21 protein-coding genes are annotated in these 23,111 nt (G+C 33.7%); 12 read left to right on the top strand and 9 right to left on the bottom strand.

The genetic code is table 11. The features are described from left to right. The first annotated feature begins 79 nt into the window (after window positions 1-79). From GIY83_RS18220 to GIY83_RS18235, 4 genes are all read left to right on the top strand, one after another. Window positions 80-1,462 (top strand): ammonium transporter, encoded by a 1,383-nt coding sequence (locus GIY83_RS18220; RefSeq protein ID WP_194615268.1) that lies wholly within the window; start codon window positions 80-82, stop codon window positions 1,460-1,462. 144 nt (window positions 1,463-1,606) lie between these two features. Beyond that, on the top strand, window positions 1,607-2,284 hold the full coding sequence (gene trmB / locus GIY83_RS18225; protein ID WP_026982683.1) for a tRNA (guanosine(46)-N7)-methyltransferase TrmB: 678 nt from the start codon (window positions 1,607-1,609) through the stop codon (window positions 2,282-2,284). Window positions 2,285-2,326: 42 nt separating this feature from the next. Then, window positions 2,327-2,962: a LysE family transporter gene (locus GIY83_RS18230; protein WP_194615267.1), complete on the top strand. Its 636-nt coding sequence runs from the start codon at window positions 2,327-2,329 to the stop codon at window positions 2,960-2,962. A gap of 167 nt (window positions 2,963-3,129) precedes the next feature. After that, window positions 3,130-3,459: an MGMT family protein gene (locus GIY83_RS18235; RefSeq protein WP_194615266.1), complete on the top strand. Its 330-nt coding sequence runs from the start codon at window positions 3,130-3,132 to the stop codon at window positions 3,457-3,459. Between the two features lie 209 nt (window positions 3,460-3,668). Here the strand turns inward: GIY83_RS18235 and GIY83_RS18240 are convergent, their stop codons facing one another. Together GIY83_RS18240 and GIY83_RS18245 are read right to left on the bottom strand one after the other, a co-directional pair. Further along, window positions 3,669-4,994 (bottom strand): PAS domain-containing sensor histidine kinase, encoded by a 1,326-nt coding sequence (locus GIY83_RS18240; RefSeq protein WP_194615265.1) that lies wholly within the window; start codon window positions 4,992-4,994, stop codon window positions 3,669-3,671. Window positions 4,995-5,144: 150 nt separating this feature from the next. Further along, window positions 5,145-6,488 (bottom strand): sigma-54 dependent transcriptional regulator, encoded by a 1,344-nt coding sequence (locus GIY83_RS18245; protein WP_194615264.1) that lies wholly within the window; start codon window positions 6,486-6,488, stop codon window positions 5,145-5,147. A 157-nt stretch (window positions 6,489-6,645) separates the two neighbouring features. Between GIY83_RS18245 and GIY83_RS18250 the strand changes: the two genes are divergently transcribed. The 3 genes from GIY83_RS18250 to GIY83_RS18260 all read left to right on the top strand — a co-directional run bounded on the left by GIY83_RS18250 (window position 6,646) and on the right by GIY83_RS18260 (window position 11,306). Beyond that, entirely contained in the window at window positions 6,646-7,890 is a 1,245-nt protein-coding gene (locus GIY83_RS18250; protein WP_208687224.1) for an efflux RND transporter periplasmic adaptor subunit, read from the top strand. 129 nt (window positions 7,891-8,019) lie between these two features. Further along, window positions 8,020-8,727 carry an ABC transporter ATP-binding protein gene (locus tag GIY83_RS18255; protein ID WP_194615263.1) on the top strand — a complete coding sequence of 236 codons (708 nt, stop codon included), beginning with the start codon at window positions 8,020-8,022 and terminating at the stop codon, window positions 8,725-8,727. A 149-nt stretch (window positions 8,728-8,876) separates the two neighbouring features. Next, entirely contained in the window at window positions 8,877-11,306 is a 2,430-nt protein-coding gene (locus GIY83_RS18260; RefSeq protein ID WP_208682760.1) for an ABC transporter permease, read from the top strand. Window positions 11,307-11,404: 98 nt separating this feature from the next. On the opposite strand, the gene GIY83_RS18265 is transcribed toward GIY83_RS18260, so the two are convergent. Further along, the gene (locus GIY83_RS18265; RefSeq protein WP_194615261.1) at window positions 11,405-13,024 is read right to left on the bottom strand and encodes a murein L,D-transpeptidase; all 1,620 of its coding nucleotides are present in this window, start codon (window positions 13,022-13,024) and stop codon (window positions 11,405-11,407) included. 410 nt (window positions 13,025-13,434) lie between these two features. Between GIY83_RS18265 and GIY83_RS18270 the strand changes: the two genes are divergently transcribed. The 4 genes from GIY83_RS18270 to GIY83_RS18285 all read left to right on the top strand — a co-directional run bounded on the left by GIY83_RS18270 (window position 13,435) and on the right by GIY83_RS18285 (window position 15,990). Continuing rightward, window positions 13,435-14,565, top strand: a complete 1,131-nt coding sequence (locus tag GIY83_RS18270; RefSeq protein WP_194615260.1) for an Mrp/NBP35 family ATP-binding protein — start codon at window positions 13,435-13,437, stop codon at window positions 14,563-14,565. Window positions 14,566-14,672: 107 nt separating this feature from the next. Beyond that, window positions 14,673-14,912, top strand: coding sequence for a NifU family protein (locus tag GIY83_RS18275; protein ID WP_055097397.1), 240 nt, complete (start codon window positions 14,673-14,675; stop codon window positions 14,910-14,912). A gap of 217 nt (window positions 14,913-15,129) precedes the next feature. Further along, a complete protein-coding gene (locus GIY83_RS18280) occupies window positions 15,130-15,612 on the top strand; it encodes a hypothetical protein (RefSeq protein WP_194615259.1) in 483 nt (160 codons plus the stop codon). 60 nt (window positions 15,613-15,672) lie between these two features. After that, window positions 15,673-15,990, top strand: a complete 318-nt coding sequence (locus GIY83_RS18285; RefSeq protein WP_026982672.1) for a 2Fe-2S iron-sulfur cluster-binding protein — start codon at window positions 15,673-15,675, stop codon at window positions 15,988-15,990. Between the two features lie 81 nt (window positions 15,991-16,071). Here GIY83_RS18285 and GIY83_RS18290 read toward each other — a convergent pair whose 3' ends face one another. The 5 genes from GIY83_RS18290 to GIY83_RS18310 form a co-directional block, all read right to left on the bottom strand. Then, on the bottom strand, window positions 16,072-16,572 hold the full coding sequence (locus GIY83_RS18290) for an SMI1/KNR4 family protein (RefSeq protein WP_194615258.1): 501 nt from the start codon (window positions 16,570-16,572) through the stop codon (window positions 16,072-16,074). Window positions 16,573-16,722: 150 nt separating this feature from the next. Further along, window positions 16,723-17,124 carry an immunity 22 family protein gene (locus GIY83_RS18295; RefSeq protein WP_194615257.1) on the bottom strand — a complete coding sequence of 134 codons (402 nt, stop codon included), beginning with the start codon at window positions 17,122-17,124 and terminating at the stop codon, window positions 16,723-16,725. A gap of 137 nt (window positions 17,125-17,261) precedes the next feature. After that, on the bottom strand, window positions 17,262-18,251 hold the full coding sequence (locus GIY83_RS18300) for an aspartate-semialdehyde dehydrogenase (protein WP_055097402.1): 990 nt from the start codon (window positions 18,249-18,251) through the stop codon (window positions 17,262-17,264). 172 nt (window positions 18,252-18,423) lie between these two features. Next, window positions 18,424-18,807, bottom strand: a complete 384-nt coding sequence (gene mscL / locus GIY83_RS18305; protein WP_208682763.1) for a large conductance mechanosensitive channel protein MscL — start codon at window positions 18,805-18,807, stop codon at window positions 18,424-18,426. Between the two features lie 67 nt (window positions 18,808-18,874). Beyond that, window positions 18,875-21,346: a bifunctional UDP-N-acetylmuramoyl-tripeptide:D-alanyl-D-alanine ligase/alanine racemase gene (locus GIY83_RS18310; RefSeq protein WP_208682765.1), complete on the bottom strand. Its 2,472-nt coding sequence runs from the start codon at window positions 21,344-21,346 to the stop codon at window positions 18,875-18,877. A gap of 363 nt (window positions 21,347-21,709) precedes the next feature. Between GIY83_RS18310 and GIY83_RS18315 the strand changes: the two genes are divergently transcribed. Then, on the top strand, window positions 21,710-22,315 hold the full coding sequence (locus GIY83_RS18315) for a hypothetical protein (RefSeq protein WP_228520354.1): 606 nt from the start codon (window positions 21,710-21,712) through the stop codon (window positions 22,313-22,315). Here the strand turns inward: GIY83_RS18315 and GIY83_RS18320 are convergent. After that, window positions 22,310-23,047, bottom strand: coding sequence for a porin family protein (locus GIY83_RS18320; RefSeq protein ID WP_370514213.1), 738 nt, complete (start codon window positions 23,045-23,047; stop codon window positions 22,310-22,312). The genes GIY83_RS18315 and GIY83_RS18320 overlap by 6 nt on opposite strands. Window positions 23,048-23,111: the final 64 nt, after the last annotated feature.

Raw genomic sequence — 23,111 nt, forward strand, 5'->3', positions numbered from 1 at the left:
TTAGCCCTGAAAATCAAAATCTTTATTTTTTTTTAACTTTGACCCCAAAAAAAATAGGGCTCAATAAAGTATTTGAAAAATGAAAATAGAAAAACGCTGGATCATTTCCTTTATTATTATAAGTATAGTTTGTATTACTGGCGCATTTTGGCCAACTGTTACTGAAAATAGTTACGTATTATCTGAATTTGGCACCACGGACAATATTGTTCCTGCCGATGTTGCCTGGATGTTGACCTCTTGTTGTCTGGTTTTGATCATGACGCCGGGATTATCTTTTTTCTACGGAGGAATGGTAGGCAGAAAAAATGTGATTTCGACCATGTTGCAAAGTTTTATTTGTTTGGGCGTTGTAACGCTTTTATGGGTTGTAGTGGGCTTTAGTCTTGCTTTTGGCGATCCTATAGGTTTTGGTTCGGGAGAACATTTTTATAGTTTCTTTGGTAATCCAACGACTTTTGCTTTTATGGATTATGTGGGCGTTTTGCCTCATAAACAATTGGCCAATACGATTCCGTTTATGTTGTTTGCTTTGTTTCAAATGAAATTTGCGATTATTGCTCCGGCCATTATTACGGGTTCGTTTGCAGAACGCGTTCGTTTTATATCGTATTTACTATTCATCAGTTTGTTTACCATTTTTATTTATGCGCCTTTGTGCCATTCGGTTTGGTATCCTACGGGTGTTTTAGGAAGTTATTTTGGTGTGAAAGATTTCGCCGGAGGAACAGTAGTGCATATGAGTTCAGGATTTGCTGCTTTGGCAGGGGTTCTGGTTTTAGGTAAAAGAAAAAATAGTGATCATATACCAACCAATATTCCGTTTGTATTATTAGGAACGGGAATGTTATGGTTTGGATGGTTTGGGTTCAACGCGGGTTCTGCTCTTGCTGCTAATGGAACTGCTGCAATGGCTTTTGCCACAACCACAACTTCATCTGCCGCTGCGATGTTAACCTGGGTTTTCTTTGACCGCATGAACGGAAGAAAAGTTTCGGCTCTTGGCGCTTGTATTGGGGCTGTTGTCGGTTTAGTTGCCATAACTCCTGCTGCAGGATTTGTTTCGGTTCCTGAAAGTATGTTTTTTGGCTTCATCACGGCTTTGGTTTCTAACTCGGTTGTAAATTGTCGTTTCTCAAAAAGGTTTGATGATACGCTTGACGTTTTTGCCTGTCATGGTGTTGGCGGAATTATGGGAATGATTCTAACCGCCATTTTTGCTCACGGCGAAGATGCAAGTTTACTTCACGGAGGCTGGAATGTTTTTGGTCACCATATGATGGCGTTGGTTTTGGTTTCGATCTTTACTTTCTTCGGTGCTTATTTCTTGTTTAAAGTAACCAACTTTATAATTCCATTACGTGTTTCTGAAGAAAACGAACATATTGGATTGGATTTATCGCAACACGACGAAACACTTGATCCTAAATTAAAACCTATTACTGAGGCGCATTACGGGTAATTTTTTTGCCTCTCCCGATAGCTATCGGGAGAGGCAAAAAAATTAGTGCCAATTCGTCCAATTCGTGGCTAAAAAACTTTAATACATATTTGCGCTATTTTCATTCGTTTATATTCCTTAATTTTGCTGAAAATTTTTGTAAAAGTGGGAAGTAAAAATAAACTAAAAAGATTCAGAGAAAACGAAACGTTTCAAAACGTTTTTCAACCAACCAGAGAAGAAGTTGTAGGCGATTTAATGCCTCTGAAAGGGAAATGGAACTCTGATTTCTTTAAAAATGATAATCCATTAGTTTTAGAATTAGGATGTGGAAAAGGAGAATATTCTGTTGGATTAGCAGAAAGATATCCTGACAAAAATTTTATCGGAATCGATATCAAAGGAGCGCGTTTCTGGAGAGGTGCAAAAACTGCTGTAGAAACCGGACTTCATAATGTTGCTTTTATTCGTACTCAAATCGAATTGATCGACCATATTTTTAACGAAAATGAAGTGGATGAAATCTGGATTACTTTTCCGGATCCGCAAATCAAGTACAAAAGAACAAAACACAGAATGACCAACTCTGAGTTTTTGAAATTGTATAAAAAAATCCTTAAAAAAGACGGTGTTGTCAACCTTAAAACCGATAGTGAATTCATGCACGGTTATACTCTTGGATTGCTTCACGGTGAGGGACATGAGGTTTTATACGCGAACCATAATGTTTATACAAACGAAGGAAGTCCTGAGGAAGTTACTGCTTTTCAGACTTTTTACGAGAAACAATATTTAGAAATTAACAAGGCAATTACGTATATTCGCTTTAAAATTAAAGACTAATTTAATTTTAAGAACGTTTTTACCAACCCATTAAATAACTGAATGGCATTACTTACCCCATTACTTTCAGGTTTTATTGCCGCTTTCATTGGGATTATTCCGCCAGGATTAATCAATATGACGGCCGCGAAAGTGAACATGAAAGAGGGAAAAAAGAACGCTTTATGGTTTGTTGCCGGCGCAGTTTTAGTGATCTTTTTTCAGGTTTCTTTAGCCGTTTTATTTGCGCAGGTAATCGACAATCGTCCTGATGTAGTAACATTATTGCGTGAGGTTGGATTTGCTATTTTTTCTATTCTTACGATTTACTTTTTGTTTATTGCAAAAGAGCCAAAAGCCAAGAAATCGAAGATTAAAAAGAGCAGCAAAAAAAGCCGTTTCTTTCTGGGAATGCTATTGTCTGGTTTGAACTTCTTCCCTATTCCATATTATGTTGTGGTGAGTGTTACGCTGGCTTCTTATCAACTTTTTGCATTCGAAAACAACATTATTTTTACTTTTGTATTCGGATCTGTTTTGGGTTCGTTTGCGGCTTTGTACAGCTACATTGGTTTCTTTGGAAGAATCGAAAAGAAAACCGATTACCTGATGCGAAACATGAATACGATTATAGGAAGCATCACAGGTCTAATTGCCCTTGCAACACTTTTTAATATTCTGAATTACTATTTCGGGTAAAAGTATTCTCAAAGATTAAAATTTAGGTTTTATAAAATTGAACCATTAAGAGATTAAGAAAATTAAGCACTACTTGTAAAACTTCACTTTCTTAATTATTTTTCAATAAAAGTTAAGCTTTGACTTTATGAACCTTAATATCTTAATGGTAAAAATAATTTAAACGTATGGCTGAAGATAATTTTTTTGAAAGGGTCTATGCGATCGCCAGACAAATTCCGTACGGGAAAGTAACTTCTTATGGCGCTATTGCGAAAGCATTGGGAACCGCTCGTTCTGCACGAATGGTAGGCTGGGCAATGAATGCCTGCCATAACATGGAAGACATTCCGGCTCACCGAGTTGTAAACCGAAAAGGTCTCTTAACCGGAAAACATCATTTTGATGGAACTAATTTAATGCAGCAACTACTGGAAAGCGAAGGAATTGAAGTCGTAAATAATCAAATTATAGATTTCGAGAAACACTTTTGGACGCCTGAGATTTCCAACATATAAGTGATATAAGTTCATTTAAAAGTATTGTCTTGATTTACTTTGTCATTTAATCGCGCTAAGTCGTAAAGCCGCTAAGTTCTATTTTTTAAGTTTTTCTTTGCAACTCTGCGACTTTGCGAGATTAATACAAACAGCTTCGCGAACTTTCCGAGATCTTTATGCATAATTGCTTAATATGAACTTATATCACTTATATGGTTCAAAAAAATCTAAATCAAACAAATCACAAAACTTGTTTTATCCTCATCGGTTTGGTAACTTAAGTAACCGCCGTGCGCTTCGATGATGTTTTTAGAAAGTGTTAAACCAATTCCGGCGCCATCTTTTCTGGTGGTGAAAAACGGTAGAAATACTTTTTCCCGAATCTCTTGGTCGATTCCTTTTCCGTTGTCTGAAATGGTGATAAAAAAGCGATTATTCTCCGTATAACTGGACAAGAACATTTTCTTTTCTGTCTTTTCTTTTAGGGCATAAACACTATTCGTAATGAGATTAATAATCACTTGTTCAATCTGACTTTTATCGATCAAAATAGATCTTGGGCTGCTAATTTCGTTGACCAATTCGATATTCTCCGCTTTCAAAATTGGCCCCATGATGCGCATGCAATCCTCTAAAAGTAAATTTATTGGGGTCATTTGTTTTGTTGGAGTCGGAAGCATGGCGAGTTTTCGGTAATTTTCGACAAATACCTGCAAATGGTCACTTCGATTGATAATCGTCGAAATACTGCTTTTGATATCGTCAAAATCATCTTCTTCGAGTTTTTCCTGATCGACAATCTGAAGTAAATTCTGCGAAAGCGCCCGAATTGGAGTTAAGGAATTCATCAATTCATGCGAGATGATTTTCATCAGATTAATCCAGGCTTCTTTTTCCTTTTTCTCAATAACGCGTTGAATACTATCCAATAAAATAATGAAATATTCTTTTTCGTACGTTTTTGTATAGGACGTTTGCAGCATAAAAGTCTGCAAATCCTGTTCTTCTATCTTAATCGAAATTGCCGATTTTAATTCTGAAAATTCTGTTTGCTCAATTTCATTGCAAAGTGATGGCAAATAATTTTTAAGGTATTTCCAATGACTTACTTTTGGCACTTTAAATAAACCGGAAAAACAATCGTTCATTAAAAAAACATTCCAGTCATCGTTTTCTTTTTCAAGAATTAAAGTCGCTGTATCTATATTATTCAAAATCGACTGATAAACCAATTCTTTTGAAGTCTGCTCTTGCTGCTGGTATTTTAAAGTATTATATAAAAGATATAAGTTATTAAATTTCTGCTCCTTATACTCTTCCGGAAAATTGGTCGAAAAATCTTTCTGCAAAATCGAAAGCAATATTTTATCATAAAACAAAGAATGTTTTTTGATATAAAAATACATCTCAAACAACAGTAAGATTATAAAAAACCCAATCAAAATTGCATTGTAATAAAGCGTTTTATTAATCAGGAAAACGCAAAAGAAAAAGGGAATCATAATAAAGAGAACCCTTATAAACAAAGCATTATAGAACTTCCAGTTTTTCATTATTTTAATTTTTTATTGGTATATGTAGCTGAAGATTTAACCGCAAGGTTCGCAAAGGTTTACGCAAAGTTCGCTAGAAACAGCTTTGTGAACTTAATAAAACCAATTACAAATAAACCCAAAAAATACCTTGCGTGCTTTGCGGTAAAATTAATTTTTCAAGTCATATTTCTCGATTCTTCTATACAACGCGGCTCTTGACAAACCCAGTTCTTCAGCTGTTTTACTGATGTTTCCGTTGTATTTGAAAAGCGCTTTTTCGATGGCACTTTTTTCCATTTCGGATAACGGATTCTCATCGTTTTCCTGAATTTCTTCGAAATCTAAAATATCGAGATTCATTACAGAAATGGTATTGTTATCGGCCAAAATCAAAGCGCGTTCTATTTTGTTTTCCAGTTCACGAATGTTTCCTTTCCACGGATATTTTTCTAAATAGGGTGCTACATTCTCTTCAAAATGCCAGTTTTCCTGATTGTATTTTTCGGCAATCTTATCCAGGATAAAATGCGCCATTGGTACAATATCATCTTTTCGTTCGCGTAACGAAGGCAAATGAATTTCCATTGTATTGATGCGATACAGCAAATCTTCGCGGAACGTTTTGTTTTTAACCTCAGCTTTTATATCACTGTTTGTGGCCGCAATTACTCGAACATTCAAAGGCCTTGCCTTACTTTCTCCTAAACGGGTAACGGTTTTGGTTTGCAAAACGTGTAATAGTTTCGATTGTAAATGCAACGGAATATTACCTATTTCATCCAGAAAAATAGTTCCGCCGGAAGCTATTTCAAATCTTCCTGCCGTATCGGTTTTAGCATCTGTAAAAGCGCCTTTTGCATAACCAAAAAGTTCACTTTCGAATAAATTATCACTCAAAGATCCTAAATCAACATGTACAAATGGCTGTGGTTTTCGTTCTGAATTCAGGTGAATAAACTCTGCAAAAACATATTTCCCGGTTCCGTTTTCGCCCAGAATCAAAACATTAGCATCTGTTCTGGCAACTCTTTCGGCAATAGAATAGGCCTGTTTTATTTTAAGCGAACTTCCAACAAAATAGTTTTTCGCGGGCTTTTCTTCTACCACTTTTTTGCTGTTCTGTCGGCTTTCGGCAACAGCCTTATCAATTATTTCCAGCAGTTTTTCGTTATTCCACGGTTTTAGAACATAATCAAAAGCACCAATTTTTATTCCTTCAACTGCAGTATCAATTTTACCAAAAGCGGTCATCAAAATCACGACAGTTTGTGGCGAAAGTGTTTTAATTTCTTTGAGCCAATGAATCCCTTCCCGCCCATCTTCGAAACCAATTCTATAATTCATGTCTAATAAAACCACATTTATTTCATTTTCACTTAAAATAGAGATGATTTTTTTTGGACTATTTTCTGTAAAAATGGTTTCAAAATGTTTTTTGAGAATCATTTTTGCCGAAAAAAGAATTTCTTCCTGATCGTCGACGATTAATATTTGGGCTTGTTTTTTTCGCATGATGTCTTTTTTTGTTCGATAACGAACGGTCAACTGTTCATTATCGAACACTTCTTTTTTAAATGGTTTTTAAAGCTTCTTTAAAATCAATACTTTACAAATAATAATTTTTATGGCACAGTATTTACCTATTGGTAATCAGCAAATTATTAAAGAAATGGACAAAGTAATTCCTCGTAAAAATAGAAAATTTAGATATCTGACAATAGCAATTGGAGTTTTTTTAGTTTTGGCAGCAATCGTCTTTTTTTCGTTTAACACTAAAAGAAGTTTAAATGTAAAAGCAGAAGAATTAAGTATCCAGAAAGTTGAAAAAGCTTTTTTTGAAGATTTTGTTGTTTTTCAGGCCAAGGTAGAACCTTTGAATGTGATGCTTGTAAATGTTACAGAAGGAGGATCTGTAAAAGAGATTTTTGTCGAAAATGGTGCTATGGTTACCAAAGGGCAATCGTTGGCACGTTTGTACAACCCAAATACCGAATTGAATTACCTGACTCAGGAAACAGCAATTATTGAACAAATCAACAATTTGAATACCGGAAAGCTAAACATTAGAAATCAGGAATTAAACCTAAATAAAGATTTGGTTTTAATCGAACACGATTATAATGATGCCAAACGATTATATGACATGAATGCCCGATTATATGAAAAAGAGGTAATCTCTAAAAATGACTGGAATACTTTTAAGGAAAGTTTACGTTTTCAGGAAGAACGAAAAAGAACGATTCAGCAAAGTATTCAAAAAGAAAAACAAACGAATCAAATTCAGATTTCGCAAATCAATCATTCAATTCAAACCATGGAAAAAAGTTTGGATATTTTAAGAAACAATAAAAAGAATTTCCTGATTATCGCTCCTGAGTCCGGTCGATTGACTTCGTTTCAACCCGTTTTAGGAAAAACATTTCAGGCTGGCGAAAGCATCGGAAAAATAGATTCTAAACAAGGTTATAAATTGACTGCCGATGTAGATGAATTTTATCTTGAAAAAATACGCGAAGGTTTGAAAGGTCAGGTAGAATTTAAAGGAAAAAACCTTGAAGTTTTAGTAACTAAAGTAATACCGGAAGTAAAAGGCGGACATTTTATAGTAGAACTGGCTTTCACCTCTAAAGATGTTATTGCATTACAAGACGGACTTAGTTTTGGCGTGAAGCTAATTTTATCAGAGAAAAATAAAACTCTTGTCATCCAGAAAGGAAGCTTTAATCAGGAAACCGCAGGAAAATGGATCTTTGTAGTAAAAGGAAATAAAGCGGTTAGAAGAAATATAAAACTAGGAAGAGAAAACCCTCCATATTATGAAGTACTGGAAGGTTTAAAAGAAGGAGAATCTGTGATTACCTCATCTTATACGGATTATAAAGATATCGAGGAATTATCGATTAGTTCTCAGTAACGGTTTTCAGGTTTCAGTCGCAGTCTCGGTCTCAGTTTACAATTCATAATTAATAATTAGTAAAGTTTCAATCATCAATCAAAATTCATCAATCAAAAAACAATCAATAACATCTAAAATTTCAAAACTATGATAACAATTCAAAATTTAACCAAAGTTTTTAGAACCGAAGAAGTAGAAACTTCAGCTTTAAGCGGCATTACTTTAGAAATTAAAAAAGGAGATTTCCTTACTATCATGGGGCCTTCTGGTTGCGGAAAATCGACTTTACTCAATATAATTGGACTTTTGGACAGTGCAGATGGCGGAAATTATAAGTTATTAGATCAGGAAATGGTGGGTTTAAAAGAGAAAGGAAGAGCTATTGTTCGTAAAGAAAATATTGGTTTTATTTTTCAAAACTTCAACCTTATAGATGAACTTTCAGTTTATGATAATATCGAATTGCCTTTGCTTTATAATAACGTAAAAGCCTCAGAAAGAAAACAAAAAATCGAAGCGATTGCTGAGAAACTGAATATTTCGCACCGATTAAAACATTATCCGCAACAACTTTCCGGAGGTCAACAACAAAGGGTTGCTGTTGCAAGAGCTTTGGTAAACGATCCTAAAATTATTCTGGCCGATGAGCCAACCGGTAATCTGGATAGTAAAAATGGTAATGAAGTAATGGAACTTTTAACGGATCTGCATGCTAAAGGTGCCACTATTTTGATGGTTACACACTCTGATTATGATGCTTCATTCTCGCAAAGAACGATTCATATGAAAGATGGTGTTATATTTTCTGAAAAATTAAATCAGAGAAATGTTGATGTTTTTATGGACGCTAAATAAATATAAAATGATCAAATTTATTGTAACCGCAATCTTAATCCTGGTGGGATTTGTTTGCAAAATATTGGCAATGATATAAAAATCTAACAGGTTTAAAAGCCTGTTAGGTTACATTAAAAAGCAACTGTAATAACTATAAAAAAACTATCATGATTTTTAACTGGTTTAAAATATTTATATATCATTTAAAGCAAAACAAACTGTTTTCGTTTTTAAATGTCATGGGATTAAGCATTGGAATTGCCGGTGTAATTTTTGCCATTTTATATTGGAACAACGAAAACGCCTACGATCAATGGAATCCCGAGAAAGAAAATGTGTATCAGGTTTTAAATAAAATTGGCTCAACTGGAGATACATGGTCTTCAAGCACGATACCATTTGGAAAAACCTGTAAGGAAACCATCCCCGAAATTGAACAAATCAGCTTCTTTTACTCCTGGTATAGTGATGGTTTGGTAAAATATAAAGGCCAAAAAATATTTGATAAAAAAATAACCGTAGCAGACAATGGTTTTTTTGATATTTTCCTTTTTCCAATTGTAAAAGGTGCCAAAACAAATATTCTAAAAGAAAACAACAGTGTTGCTATTTCTGAAGAAACAGCCAAACAAATTTTCAAAAGTGAAGATCCAATAGGTCAAACACTTAATTATAATAACAAAGATTATATTGTAAAATCAGTTTACAAAGTTATACGACCTTCTTCTGTTGAACCTAATTTTGTGTTTGGAGGAGTAGTGCGTGAAAGTGATGTGGATCAGTGGGGAAATTTTAGTTATGGTTTATTAATTAAAGCTAAAAAAGGGACTGATGTAAATACTCTTTTAAAGAAAATGCAAAACGTAAACTATGTCAATAGAACTCTAAAAGATGCAAAAGCAAATGGTCAGACTCCTGAACAATATGTAAAAGAAAATGGTGAAATAAGCGTTATTTTGGATCGATTAGACGAAGCTCGCCTGCATAGCACAAAATCTTCACAAGGAAAAAATTTCCCTGAAGGAAAAGGGAATTTGCAATTGCTGTATATTATGGTTGGTTTGTCTATTTTGATTCTAACCTTATCTTTAGTAAACTACATCAATCTGGCAACAGCCTCTGCCATAAAACGTGCTAAGGAAGTTGGGGTTCGTAAAATTGTAGGCGCTACCAAAAAGCAAATTACACTTCAGTTTATATTTGAAACAGCCATAATTGTGACTTTGGCTATTCTTTTTGCCTTAGCAATAGTAGAACTTTCACTACCTTATTACAACAACTTTTTACAGAAATCCCTAACTATGAATGGCAGTGAATTTTATCTGCAGCTTATTTTTATATTTGGATTAGTGATCCTTCTTGCAGGTATATTTCCCGCCATTTATATCTCAAATTTTGAAACCTTAAAAGTTTTAAAAGGCAATTTCTCCAGAAGTAAAAGCGGAATCTGGATTCGAAATTCGATGTTGATTTTTCAGTTTGGTATTGCGGCATTTTTTATCATAGGCGCTTTAATTGTAAACTCACAGGTAAATTATATGATGAATAAAGACCTTGGTTTTAGCGGAAATCAGATTATCAGGATTCCGTTTAATTATCAGGATTATGCTAAAAAAAATGAAAAGTATCATGTTACCAAACAAGAAATCCTAAAAATGTCGGGGGTTATAGACGCTTCTACTTTTGCAGGATCTTTTGGAAACAGTAGCAAATCAAGTTCAGGACTTACGTACAATGGTATTTTTGTACAACCCCGAAATATAGAGATGGATTTTGGTTTTCTTGATATGATGAAAATCAAGATTGTTAAAGGCCGTGATTTATCTCCACAATATGCCTCAGACACTGTAAGCAACTGGTTAATAAACGAAACGATGGTAAAAAAATTAGGGCTCAAAAATCCTATAAATACCATAATAAGTTCCGGTTGGGGAAATGAAAAAGGAAACTTAAAATTTAAAATAGTGGGTGTTGTTAAAGATTTTAATATAACTGGATTACAAGATGAAGTTCCACCAATGGTTTTTATTAATCTTAAAACATTAAAATGGAACAACTTTGACAATATTTATGTAAAAGTTTCTCCTGATAATTTGACCGAGACTTTAGCCAAACTAAAATCTTATTGGGAAAAAAATATCAATCAGGATTTTCCGTTTTCCTATGAGTTTGTAAATAAAGATTTTGCCAAAACCTATCAGGAACAAGTAAAACAAAAGAATTTATTTTTCATTTTAAACCTTGTTGTAATCATCATTGCCGTTTTTGGATTATTTGCTCTGGCTTCTTTTTCTATGGAGAGAAGATTAAAAGAAATTGCGATTAGAAAAACATTGGGTGCAGAAACTGATGCTTTGCTAAAAGAACTTTCAAAACAATATGTTGTTTTTTGCTTAATGGGATTTGTAATTGGTATTATACCCGCTTACATTTTGCTTCAAAAATGGCTCGAGGATTTTGCCTTTAGAGTCAATATTTCGGTTGCTCCTTTTAGTGTTGCGTTGATTTCTCTATTGGTATTAACTTTGATTATTGTTTTAACAAAAGCCTATCAGGTTACTAGAATAGATATCCTGAAATATTTAAAATACGAATAAGCTTGTAGACCATTTTTTTTAAAGAAACCCGCCAGATTTTAGCAATTTGGCGGGTTTCTTTGATTAAATATTAAAATATAAAACCTGAATAGATATCTTTATTTTGCAGCTACAGAGTCCGAATACAATAATTTATCCAATTGAGGATCTCTGTCGTATACGTCAGGATAAAAGCCAATTTCTCCGTCATCGCTTACCCAGGCAGTAAAATAACCTATATATATAGGGATTTTAGTTTTAAGCTTGCAAGTCGTTTCCTTTTCGCCACTCATCGCCTGATCTATTTTATCAACAGGCCAGTCCGGATCATCTTTTAAGATTGCAAGAGCCAAACCTTTTGCTTCTTTTACATTGATGCATCCATGGCTAAAAATACGTTTTTCGAACTCAAATAAACTTTTGGCCGGCGTGTCATGCAAATAAATATCATTTGGGTTTGGAAACATAAATTTCACCAGTCCCAGAGAGTTTTTAGGCCCTGGTTTTTGTCTCACATTCCCTCCATTCCATTCCATATCATGATCGGCCAGATAGTTTTTATCTTCTGCCATTTTTAGCTTTAATTCATTTTTAATAATACTCTGTGGCACATACCAATACGGACTAAAAACAATCCTGTCCATATTACCGCTAAAAATTACGGTTTCGGTCATTCTTGTTCCAACAAAAACATCAGACACTAATTCGTACTTACCATTTTTAACATAAACCAGTTTAAACGACGGAATATTAACCATTACATATTCACTTGCCTGTGCCAATTGCGTTGGTATCCATCGACAACGTTCCATGTTTAGCATTATCGTTTTAATGCGGTTACCAATAGGTTCATTCATTTGGTCGATATGTTCTTTGGTAAGAGCATAGTTGAGTTTAAGTCCGTATCTTTTTTTATATTTTAAAACACCTGCCATCATCTCTTCGTCATAAACCTGACTTTTAGAATCTTGTGCCAAATCTCCTATCACAAACAAACGCTGTCTTATTTGTTTTACTGCAACACCACTATCAAACGGTTTCAGGTCTTTGTAATTAGCTGCATCGATATCAATATTTGTCCATAGATTATTTTTTTCAATGGTTCGATATTTTTTCAGCATTGACTTTAACTTATAATATTGGCCGTATAAAAGGTTTTCGTCTTTATTTAGTCTGTCCGGATCAACCATTAGCGAATCTAAAATCTTTACATACGAAATCGTTTTGGCAGGCAAAAACCATCCGATTTTCTTTAAAGTTGCAGGATCAACACCCGAATAAACATTACTGGCATAAAACACATACATATTCGATAATAAAAGTTCTGTATCGATTTGAGGTAAATCAGCAGTAACATTTTCATTAAAAACGTCATCTACCAAGTCCATATACGGCATAGTCGCCTTTATTCCCTGATCGTTTAACAGTTGAACTTTATGATACAATAGTGCTCCAAATTCGCTAACACTTTTATCATCGTACCAGATCAGATGATATTCTTTCTTTTTATAAAGATCCAGAACATCATTTTGGTATTTTTTTAATTTGGGATATTTTTTATAAAACTGATTAATTGATTCAGCATCAACAGTAACTTTTGAAACATATTTGCTGAATGCAAAAACATTTTCAAATTCCGTCTTTTTATTTTTCACGCTGGTCTCTTTGGCAGAAGATTCGAAAGGAGACATAAAAAAACTAGCGGCAGTAAGTACAATTAAAGAAGTAAAGTTTCGCATATTTCTTAGATTTAAATTAGAAAGGAAATCCTATTTAAAAAATACCGAAACCCCATAGTTTATCCAAAAACAAGTTTTCACATACTTTTCAAACGTTGAGAATCATAAATTTGGGTACTCAAATATAGCTAAGATTATTGATATTTTAGTCATTTTCATTTTAAAAATCTTACGTTTTTCACCTAAAAAAGAATTCTTAACACGCCATCTTAGATGAAATTTTCTTTTTAATTGTATTGTAAGAAATCAAATACAAAGCGTCAGAATCATTTTGACTAATCTCTATATCAATAAATACAATTTAAAAGGGTTTGAATCCGAACATAATCTGTTATCTTTGTAGTCTGAAATCAGTTTAAATAAACACAATTCATAAATTGGTTTCTTTCAATAGAAAACAGTAGATTAAAATGAAATTAGATAGAAAAGAAATTCTTAAAGCTCTAGAGACAATCACTATAGCGGGAGAAGGAAAAAATATGGTTGAAAGTGGTGCTGTTACCAATGTCATTACTTTTGGTGATGAAGTTGTGGTAGATTTACTTTTACACACACCTGCAATGCACATTAAAAAAAGAGCCGAAGATGATATCAAAAAAACAATTCTTGAATTGGTATCTCCTGAAGCAAAAATCAAAGTAAACATTAAGGTTGAAGCAAAGGAAAATCCTAACGAAATAAAAGGAAAGGCTATTCCGGGAATCAAAAATATTATTGCCGTTGCTTCTGGTAAAGGTGGTGTTGGAAAATCAACTGTTACTGCAAACCTTGCTGTAACGCTTGCTAAAATGGGTTTTAATGTTGGAATTCTTGACGCAGATATTTACGGGCCATCGATGCCAATTATGTTTGATGTTGAAAACGAAAAACCAATTTCGATTAACGTTGACGGAAAATCAAAAATGAAACCTGTTGAAAGTTATGATATCAAAATACTTTCTATCGGTTTCTTTACAGCTCCAAGTCAGGCCGTAATCTGGAGAGGTCCAATGGCTGCAAAAGCGCTGAACCAAATGATTTTTGATGCAGATTGGGGCGATTTAGATTTTATGTTAATCGACTTACCTCCGGGAACGGGAGATATTCATCTTTCGATCATGCAATCATTACCAATTACTGGTGCCGTTGTAGTAAGTACTCCTCAGGCTGTGGCTCTTGCCGATGCTAAAAAAGGAGTTGCTATGTTTATGCAGGACAACATCAATGTTCCTGTTTTGGGAATTATCGAAAATATGGCATACTTTACACCTGAAGAATTGCCTGATAATAAATATTATATTTTTGGACAAGAAGGGGCAAAAAACCTTGCCGAAGATTTAGATGTTCCGTTTTTAGGCGAAGTGCCAATTGTACAATCTATTCGTGAAGCCGGAGATTTTGGTCGTCCTGCAGCAATGCAAACAGCATCAGTTATAGAAACTGTTTTTGAAGAAATCACCAGAAACGTGGTACAGGAAGTAGTAAACAGAAATGATACTTTACCTGCAACAGAAGCCATTAAAATTACAACTATGGCAGGTTGTTCAGCAGTTAAAAAATAAATTAGATAATGAGATAATGAGGCAATTAGATAATGCTCTTGAGATAATTTAAAATTTTCTTTAAGCATTATCTAATTCTCGAATTCTCTAATTGACACATTAATATTATGACAACAGAAGAATTAACAAACAACGTATTATTAGCTCTAGACGAAATCAGGCCTTTTTTAAATTCTGACGGAGGAGACATTACGCTAATTTCGATAGATGATGACAAACATGTCAAAGTTCGTCTTGAAGGAGCATGTATTAGCTGTAGTGTAAACCAAATGACGCTAAAAGCAGGAGTTGAAACAACAATAAAAAAATATGCTCCACAAATAGAAACTGTGGTAAATATAATGTAATAAAAAACCGTATTTTCTTCCACTTTTTTGATTTAAAAAATTAACAAGAATAATACCCCTTTGAGCGTTTTGCTTTGTGAATTGATAAAAAAACATAGCCCAGAGAGTCGTTTATTGCGGATTCAGCAAAAAATAACGTAAAGATTTAAGAGTTTTTGTTAAGGAATTGTTACATATTTAACTTAAATTTGTCACATAACCCCAAAATCTTAAATTTATGAAGAATTATTACGCTCTATTTTTATTATTATTTTTTGTTTCTGTGAATTATGCACAGCAAACTACTCAAACACTAATTGTTGACAAAGCCTGGCTGAACGAATCAGAAGAATGGTCAGACTTTAAATACTCAGGTCAGATTATATTTTCGACTAACGCAAGTGACGAGGAAGGCAGCCTAAGAATTGGCAATTATGATTTCTTATATGATTTCTGTAATGGCAAGGCTAAATTTGCAAACAAAGCAACTTACAGTGCAGCACAGTTTGCACATCCTAGAAAAGTATCTGTAACAACAGACAAACAAGGAGTAATGAATTCTACTTACGAAGGCACTCTGATCTTTCAATCAGATAAAGATTATTATTCTGTAATTGCTTTTGTTACTATACTAGAAAAAAATGGAAACATCCTTGGCGTGAAAATGCGCCCTAAAGAAGGAAGCAAAAAAGAATACGCATTTAGTTTAAAAAATAGTTAACGTAATTAAGGATTTTTTCACGTTATAAAATCCTAACCAGTAAAATTCCAAATAATTAAAATGGATGTATTAATAAAGATTAAAGATCGAGAAGGAGTTATACACGAGTTACAAGCTCCAACTGATATGGCAATGAATATAATGGAGTTGTGCAAAGCATACGAACTACCTGTTGAAGGAACCTGCGGCGGAATGGCCATGTGTGCTTCTTGCCAGTGTTATGTTCTTAATGATGTTGCATTACCTGAAATGGGAGATGAAGAAGAAGCCATGCTGTCGGAAGCATTTTACGTTAAATCAAATAGCCGTTTGGGTTGTCAGATTCCAATTACTACCGAGTTAGAAGGATTAGAATTAGAATTAGCTCCTGAATACTAAAAAAATAAATTACAATTTTTTGAAAATTCCAAATTCCAACTAGCAATTGCTCTTGGGGATTTGGAATTTTTTATTTGAAACCTATGCAAGTTCACCTGGTTCAAAAGGCTCAAATTCTCTTTCAGGAAATGCTTCGGTCAATATTCCTGACGAACACAACCAGGCTATCGTTTCTTCGAGTGTATTGCCTGTTTTATAAATCATTTCGCTATGTCTTGGCAAAACGAAATATTCTCCTTTATAAAGAATAACTTCATCTCCGTCATACGTATCTCCAATTCTAATTGAATGTAAAACTTCGTCTTTCGTCAAAACATCCTTTCCTTCATCCCAAAACCAATATTCAGTGATGCGGTTTTTCCATTCATCCATCGTTAGTACAATGGTTTCAGGAAGATAGATACGCACGTAGGTTCCGCCAAGAATTCCGCTTCCGTAATTCAAAACATACTCTTTGTAATCTTCATCAAAAGCAATATTTAAAGTCTTTTCGCAAGCCAGAATATCTTCGTTTTCAGCAAGAAATAAGTCGGTTTTATGGGTTTTGTAATTCGGGATTACTTTATAATTGTCGAAGTTCATTTTATTTGTATTTATAATAGCTAAGATACGTTTTTCATCAATCTTTATCTTTTATTTTAACACATAGAAACATATATTTTGAAAATGTATAAAAGTCGTTTCACTGTAAATAAAACACATAACATAATTATAAAACGATGTCGATGTGACTCAAATATTGTATTCAATTTCTCCTATATATAATAAATCAAATTTAGAATTCATTATAGAAACTGGGTTTTTGATTTGATTTTTCGAAATAAATACAAGGGTATTTATCTCTTCTAAATTTTGATTTAAGTTCATCAATCTTTCTTTTGCCTCAACAATCCATTGCTTAGCATAAGAATATTTTAAAAATTTTTCTTCAAAAGAAATCGCTTCATTTTCAAATCCGCTTTCGATAAAATCATGATCTAAAAAATGCTCGTCCTGAGATTTTGCAAACTCAGATATGTATTTCTCTTCGTAATCATCATCTTCATAATATGCCTCATCTTCACCCACAAAATCAAAATATTCTTCTTCTAATTTGAATTTACCCAACCAAAAATGACTAATCTCTGTTCTCATAGTTTTTCTAATTTACGATTGAAACAAAAGTATTGCTTCTTAATTACAATCTTTAAAACTTACTGAATAAAAAAAACCGCAATTACATTGCTGCAATCGCGGTCTTTCCTTTATAACAATTTTCTTTAATCTCTAGCTTATACCAAACCTGCCTGAATTAAATACTCAGCAATTTGAATCGTGTTTGTTGCAGCACCTTTTCTCAAGTTATCAGCAACAATCCACATGTTTAATGTATTTGGCTGGCTTTCGTCACGACGAATTCTACCTACAAAAACATCATTTTTACCTTCGGCGTATAATGGCATTGGGTATGTAAATGTGTCTAAATTATCCTGTACCACTACTCCATCTGTATGGTGTAAAATTTCGCGAACTTCGTTTACATCAAAATCATTTGTAAACTCAACGTTTACCGCTTCACTATGTCCACCCACAACTGGTACACGAACTGCAGTTGCAGTAACTCTGATCGTATTATCACCAAGAATTTTTTGAGTCTCACGAACTAATTTCATTTCTTCTTTAGTGTATCCGTTTTCTTCGAAACTATCGCAATGTGGAATTGCATTTCTGTGAATTGGATATTTATAAGCCATTTCTCCCTGAATTCCTGCGTACTCGTTTTCTAACTGTCTTACCGCTTTTACACCCGTTCCGGTGATCGATTGATAAGTAGATACAATGATTCTTTTGATGTTGTATTTTCTGTGTAACGGAGCCAAAGTCAATACCATTTGAATAGTAGAGCAGTTTGGATTTGCAATAATTTTATCTTCTTTGGTTAAAGTATCAGCATTGATTTCCGGAACGATTAATTTTTTTGTCGGATCCATTCTCCATGCAGATGAGTTATCAATAACCGTTGTTCCAGCAGCAGCAAATTTTGGCGCCCACTCTAATGAAGTATCTCCTCCAGCAGAGAAAACAGCAATATCAGCTTTTAAATCAACAGCGGTTTGTAATCCTACAACTTTATATTTTTGACCTTTATATTCAATTTCTTTTCCTATTGACTTCTCAGAGGCAACAGGAATTAATTCTGTAACAGGAAAATTTCTTTCTGCTAAAACTTTAAGCATTATTTCGCCAACCATACCAGTGGCACCTACAACGGCTATTCTCATTTTTATATTTTTAGTATGAATTAATCTAATTTACTATGCAAAAGTATACATAATAAAAATCAAAACAAGGTGGTTCACAAAAAATAACAAAATGTTACAAAACAAACAAAAGCAAAAAAACCGCCTCAATCAAGAAGCGGTTAAGTTAGACTTAGTGTAGCGGTATATTATATTATTGTTTGTTTCTTAACAAATCTCTAATCTGAATAAGCAATTCTTCCTGTGTTGGTCCTGCTGGTGCAGCCGGTGGCGGAACTTCTTTCTTTTTTGCATGGTTTATTCCTTTAATAATTAAGAATAAAACAAAAGCAACAATTAGAAAGTTAATTACTGCCGAAAGAAACAAACCGTATTTCACACCTCCAAAAGCCGTTAGCTCTTCTATAGTAGACAAATGCGCTGCATCTAATGCCGGTTTTAGTATTAATGGCGTAATTACATTTTCAATTAATGAGCTCACAATTTTGCCAAAAGCAGCTCCAATTATAACACCGACAGCCAAATCGACTACGTTGCCTTTCATTGCAAATTCCTTAAATTCTGAAAACATCCCCATAATTGTTCTTTTAGTTTATAAATTAATTCATATCGAAAATACGGAATTTTCTGCAAAGTTTCAAAATCTATCTAAAAAATACTCTTTTTACGCGTTGCGAAATGCTTGTCATGATCTCATACGGAATGGTTTTTAGCGCCGCCCCCATTTCCATAACTGTTGGACTTTCGCCAAAAATAATAACCGAATCTCCTTCTTTACAATCGATATGACTTACATCGACCATTAGCATATCCATACAAACATTCCCTACAATAGATGCTTTTTGATTTTTAATAACAACATAACCAACCTGGTTTCCCCATAAACGAGAAATCCCGTCAGCATAACCTATTGGTATTGTGGCAATTTTAGTTTCTTTTTCGGCCATAAAACGACGACCGTAACCTACGCTATCGCCAGCAGGAATGGTACGAACCTGAGAGATAATCGATTTTAATGTTCCAACATTTTCCAGATATTTTTGCTCAGCGGGATCGTTTGAAACACCGTACAAACCAATTCCTAAACGTACCATATTGTATTGTGCGCTCGGGAAATTGCTGATTCCGGATGTGTTTAGAATATGGCGAATTGGATTTATATCTAATTCTGAAATTAATCTCGACGATAGTTTTTCAAATAAATTAATCTGAGAAATCACAAAATCATAATGTTGCAATTCATCACTTGTGGCCAAATGAGACAACACACTTTTTACTTTTACGGTCGAATTTCCTTTTAAGGTCTGAATTAATTCGTCGAGTGTATTTTCTTCAAAACCCAAACGATGCATTCCTGTATCTAATTTGATATGAATAGGAAAATCTTTTAAATTCTTTTCGCGGGCAATTTTCAAAAAGGCTTTCAAACCTTTTACACTATAAATTTCAGGCTCAAGATTGTACTGAATAATCGAAGGAAAACTGGTCGATTCAGGATTCAAAACCATAATAGGCAGTTTTATTCCGCCATTTTTAAGTGAGATTCCTTCATCGGCGAAAGCCACACCTAAATAATCAACTTTATGATGTTCAAGCAATTTGGCGATTTCCAATCCTCCGTTGCCATAACCAAAAGCTTTTACCATTACCATTAACTTTACGTTATTGGCTAATTTTGATTTAAAATAATTCAGGTTATAACTTATAGAATTCAGATTTATTTCGAGAACTGTTTCATGCGTTTTCTCTTCCAGCAGCGACACAATTTCTTCGAACTTAAATGATCTAGCACCTTTTACTAAAATAGTTTCATTTTCGAAATTCAGGTTTTCGATCTGAGCAATAAATTCGGCTGTGTTCTGAAAAGTAATCACATTAGAAAATTCAGACTTAAAAGCCGAAATTGTAGTTCCAATTCCTATTACTCTATTAATTTTATTATCTGCCACTAACTGCCCTACTTTAGTATACAATTCTTCGTTAGAAAATCCGCTCTGAACAATATCAGATAATATAATCGTTTTTGAAGCATTCTTTTTCTTTTGGCTTTCTAAAAAATCAAGGGCAATAGTAAGCGACTCAAAATCTGAGCTGTAACTATCATCAATTATACTGCAATTATTGATTCCGTTTTTAACTTCCAGACGCATATGCACAGGATACAAACGCTCAAATCTATTTTGAATCGTCTCTGAATCGTATTTTAAATACAATAAAACTACCAAACAGGAAATGGCATTTTCTACAGAAGCTGTATCACTAAACGGAATTTCTAAGCTGAAAACTTCTTCTTTATATTGGTACTTAATATGTGTTGAATCGCTTTTATTTTCTTTTTTCAGAATAAACACATCTGCAGAAATATCTGTAAAACTCCACGAAAAAAGAGTTCTTGGGTGCATCATATATTCGGCCACAAACTGGGACAAACAAGAATCTACAATTTCGCTCTTTTGATAGATTATTACCGGACAGTCTTTAAATAAAATTAATTTTTCGTCAATCTTTTGTACTAAATTCAAAAAACCCTCGTCGTGTGCACTTCCTATATTTGTAAGCACGCCAATTGTGGGTTTGATAATTTTCTCCAGATTAACCATTTCGTTAACCGTAGAAATTCCGGCTTCGAAAATCCCTAAATTATGTTTTTCATTGATCGCTATTACAGACAACGGAACTCCTACTTGAGAATTGTAGCTTTTTGGGCTTCTGATAATATTAAAATCAGGGCTTAGCAGAAAATTAAGCCATTCTTTTACTATCGTTTTACCGTTACTTCCGGTTAATCCGATAATAGGAAAATCGAAAAGATTACGATAATATGCGGCAAATTCCTGTAGCGCTTTCAGGGTATTTTTAACGACTAGAAAATTAGCTTTTCCAGCACAATTTTCTGGAATATACTGCACTACAAAGTTTTGAACACCTTGTGTAATTAGCTCCTTAATATACAAATGAGCATCATTATTAACACCTGATAAGGCAATAAACAAAGTTTCAGATCCGTTTTGTAAGGAACGGCTATCGATTGAAATATGATTAATAAATATATCAGTTTCTGAGCCAATCCATTCGGCATTAAGAATCGGGATAAGGCTTTTTAAGTTTATGCTCATTGAAAATTCTTTTTGTCAAATTTAAAAAAAGGTTTGCCATGAATTGCACCAATTTCACTAATTCTTTGTGGTATTTTTTTTGCCACTGATTTAAAAAAGGTTTGCCACGAATTACACCAATTTTCACTAATTCTTTGTGGTTGTTTTTTTGCCACTGATTAAAAGATTCTCACAGATTAATGAAGCTTTGCTAAGAATTATAATAAAAAAAATCGTGCTATTTCGTGAAATTGCTTTACCTGTTCGCTGTCGCTCGGGTCTTGACAAAAAATTACAGCAAATTAAAAACCTTAAAAGTTTGTGAAATTCATCGCAAAAAACATTATTTCTTTATATTTGTTTAACGTCACTAAATACAACGTTTTGAAAAAAATCCTTCCTTTATTTTCGTATATATTACATCCGATTTTTATCTCGATGTATGCCACCTTATTTTACCTTTTTTGCAAAAATGACGCTTTTACCAATCAGGAAAAATATTATGTTCTATTTCAGATTCTGATCATTACGATTTTAGTACCGGTATTGTTTTTCTTATTATTGCGCTCAACGGGGCATGTAAAATCAGTCATGGTTCATGAAACTTCACAGCGCAAAATTCCGCTTGTCCTGCAGTGTTTTTTATATATTTTATTGGTAAAAAGAAGCATTGTGATCACGCGTTACCCGGAGTTGCATTTCTTTTTTCTGGGTGCTTTGTTTAGTACAATTTTGGCTTTAGTTTTTTCTATGTTTAAAATAAAAGCGAGTTTGCATATGATGGCTATTAGCGGATTTACAATTTTTGCTATCGGATTAAATATGCATCTGCAGATGCAAAATCCGTATTGGGCTGCTTTTTTAATTTTAATGACGGGGGTTGTAGCCTCTTCTCGTTTAGAAATGGAAGCACATTCGCCCAACGAATTATTGATTGGAACATGTATAGGAATCGTTCCGCAGTTGCTGTTTTTATATTTGTGGTTATAAAATGTAGAAAATCAGGCCAATATTCATGGCTTTCATTTCGATACTTTCTCCGGAAACAGTTTTTACAGATTTATCAAACAAACTATTCAATCCATAATAGCAATACACGTTCCAGGTATTATAACCCGCTGAAATGTAAACGCCGTATTGAAATTGATTGACATCTTTATTATTAGAGATTTTATAAGTTGTTTCTCCGTCTTTCAAAATCGATTTATCAGAGAAAACATAACTCATTTTTAATCCGCTGTAAATCCTCCAGAATTTGTAACTTTCATAGGTTGAACTTCTCCATCTAAACTCAATTGGCACATCAACTGAATACTGCTTATATCTGTTCGAAACAAATTCGCCATAGCCATTTACTCCATAAATTTGCGCTCCTTCCTGACTTTTTGAAATCGTCAGGTTCTGAAAAAAATTCTGGTAACTTAAACCTAAACCTGCTGCAATTGCTATAGTTCTTGTTTTATTAATAGGCATATCACGCAAAAAACCCGCAGAAAGTCCTGCCGAAAACTTATCCTGTTTTAAACCGGACGGTGCCTGAACCAAAAGATTATAAGTAACCGAAAAATAAAACTGATCTTCACGATATAAGGAATCGATTTTTACGATGGGTTTTATCTCTGGCTTGACGTCGTCTTGCGCAAAAGAATTGAAAAACGATATTAAAAACAAACAACTAAAAAGTAATCGCATATCGTATTTTGGTTTTAAAGAGTTTTTCAAGTAAACGTTTTTTAGAGTAGATTTATTTTACTTACAAATATAATATAATGCTAGTTCAGGATGC

The organism is Flavobacterium sp. SLB02, assembly GCF_009664855.1.
Lineage (GTDB): Bacteria > Bacteroidota > Bacteroidia > Flavobacteriales > Flavobacteriaceae > Flavobacterium.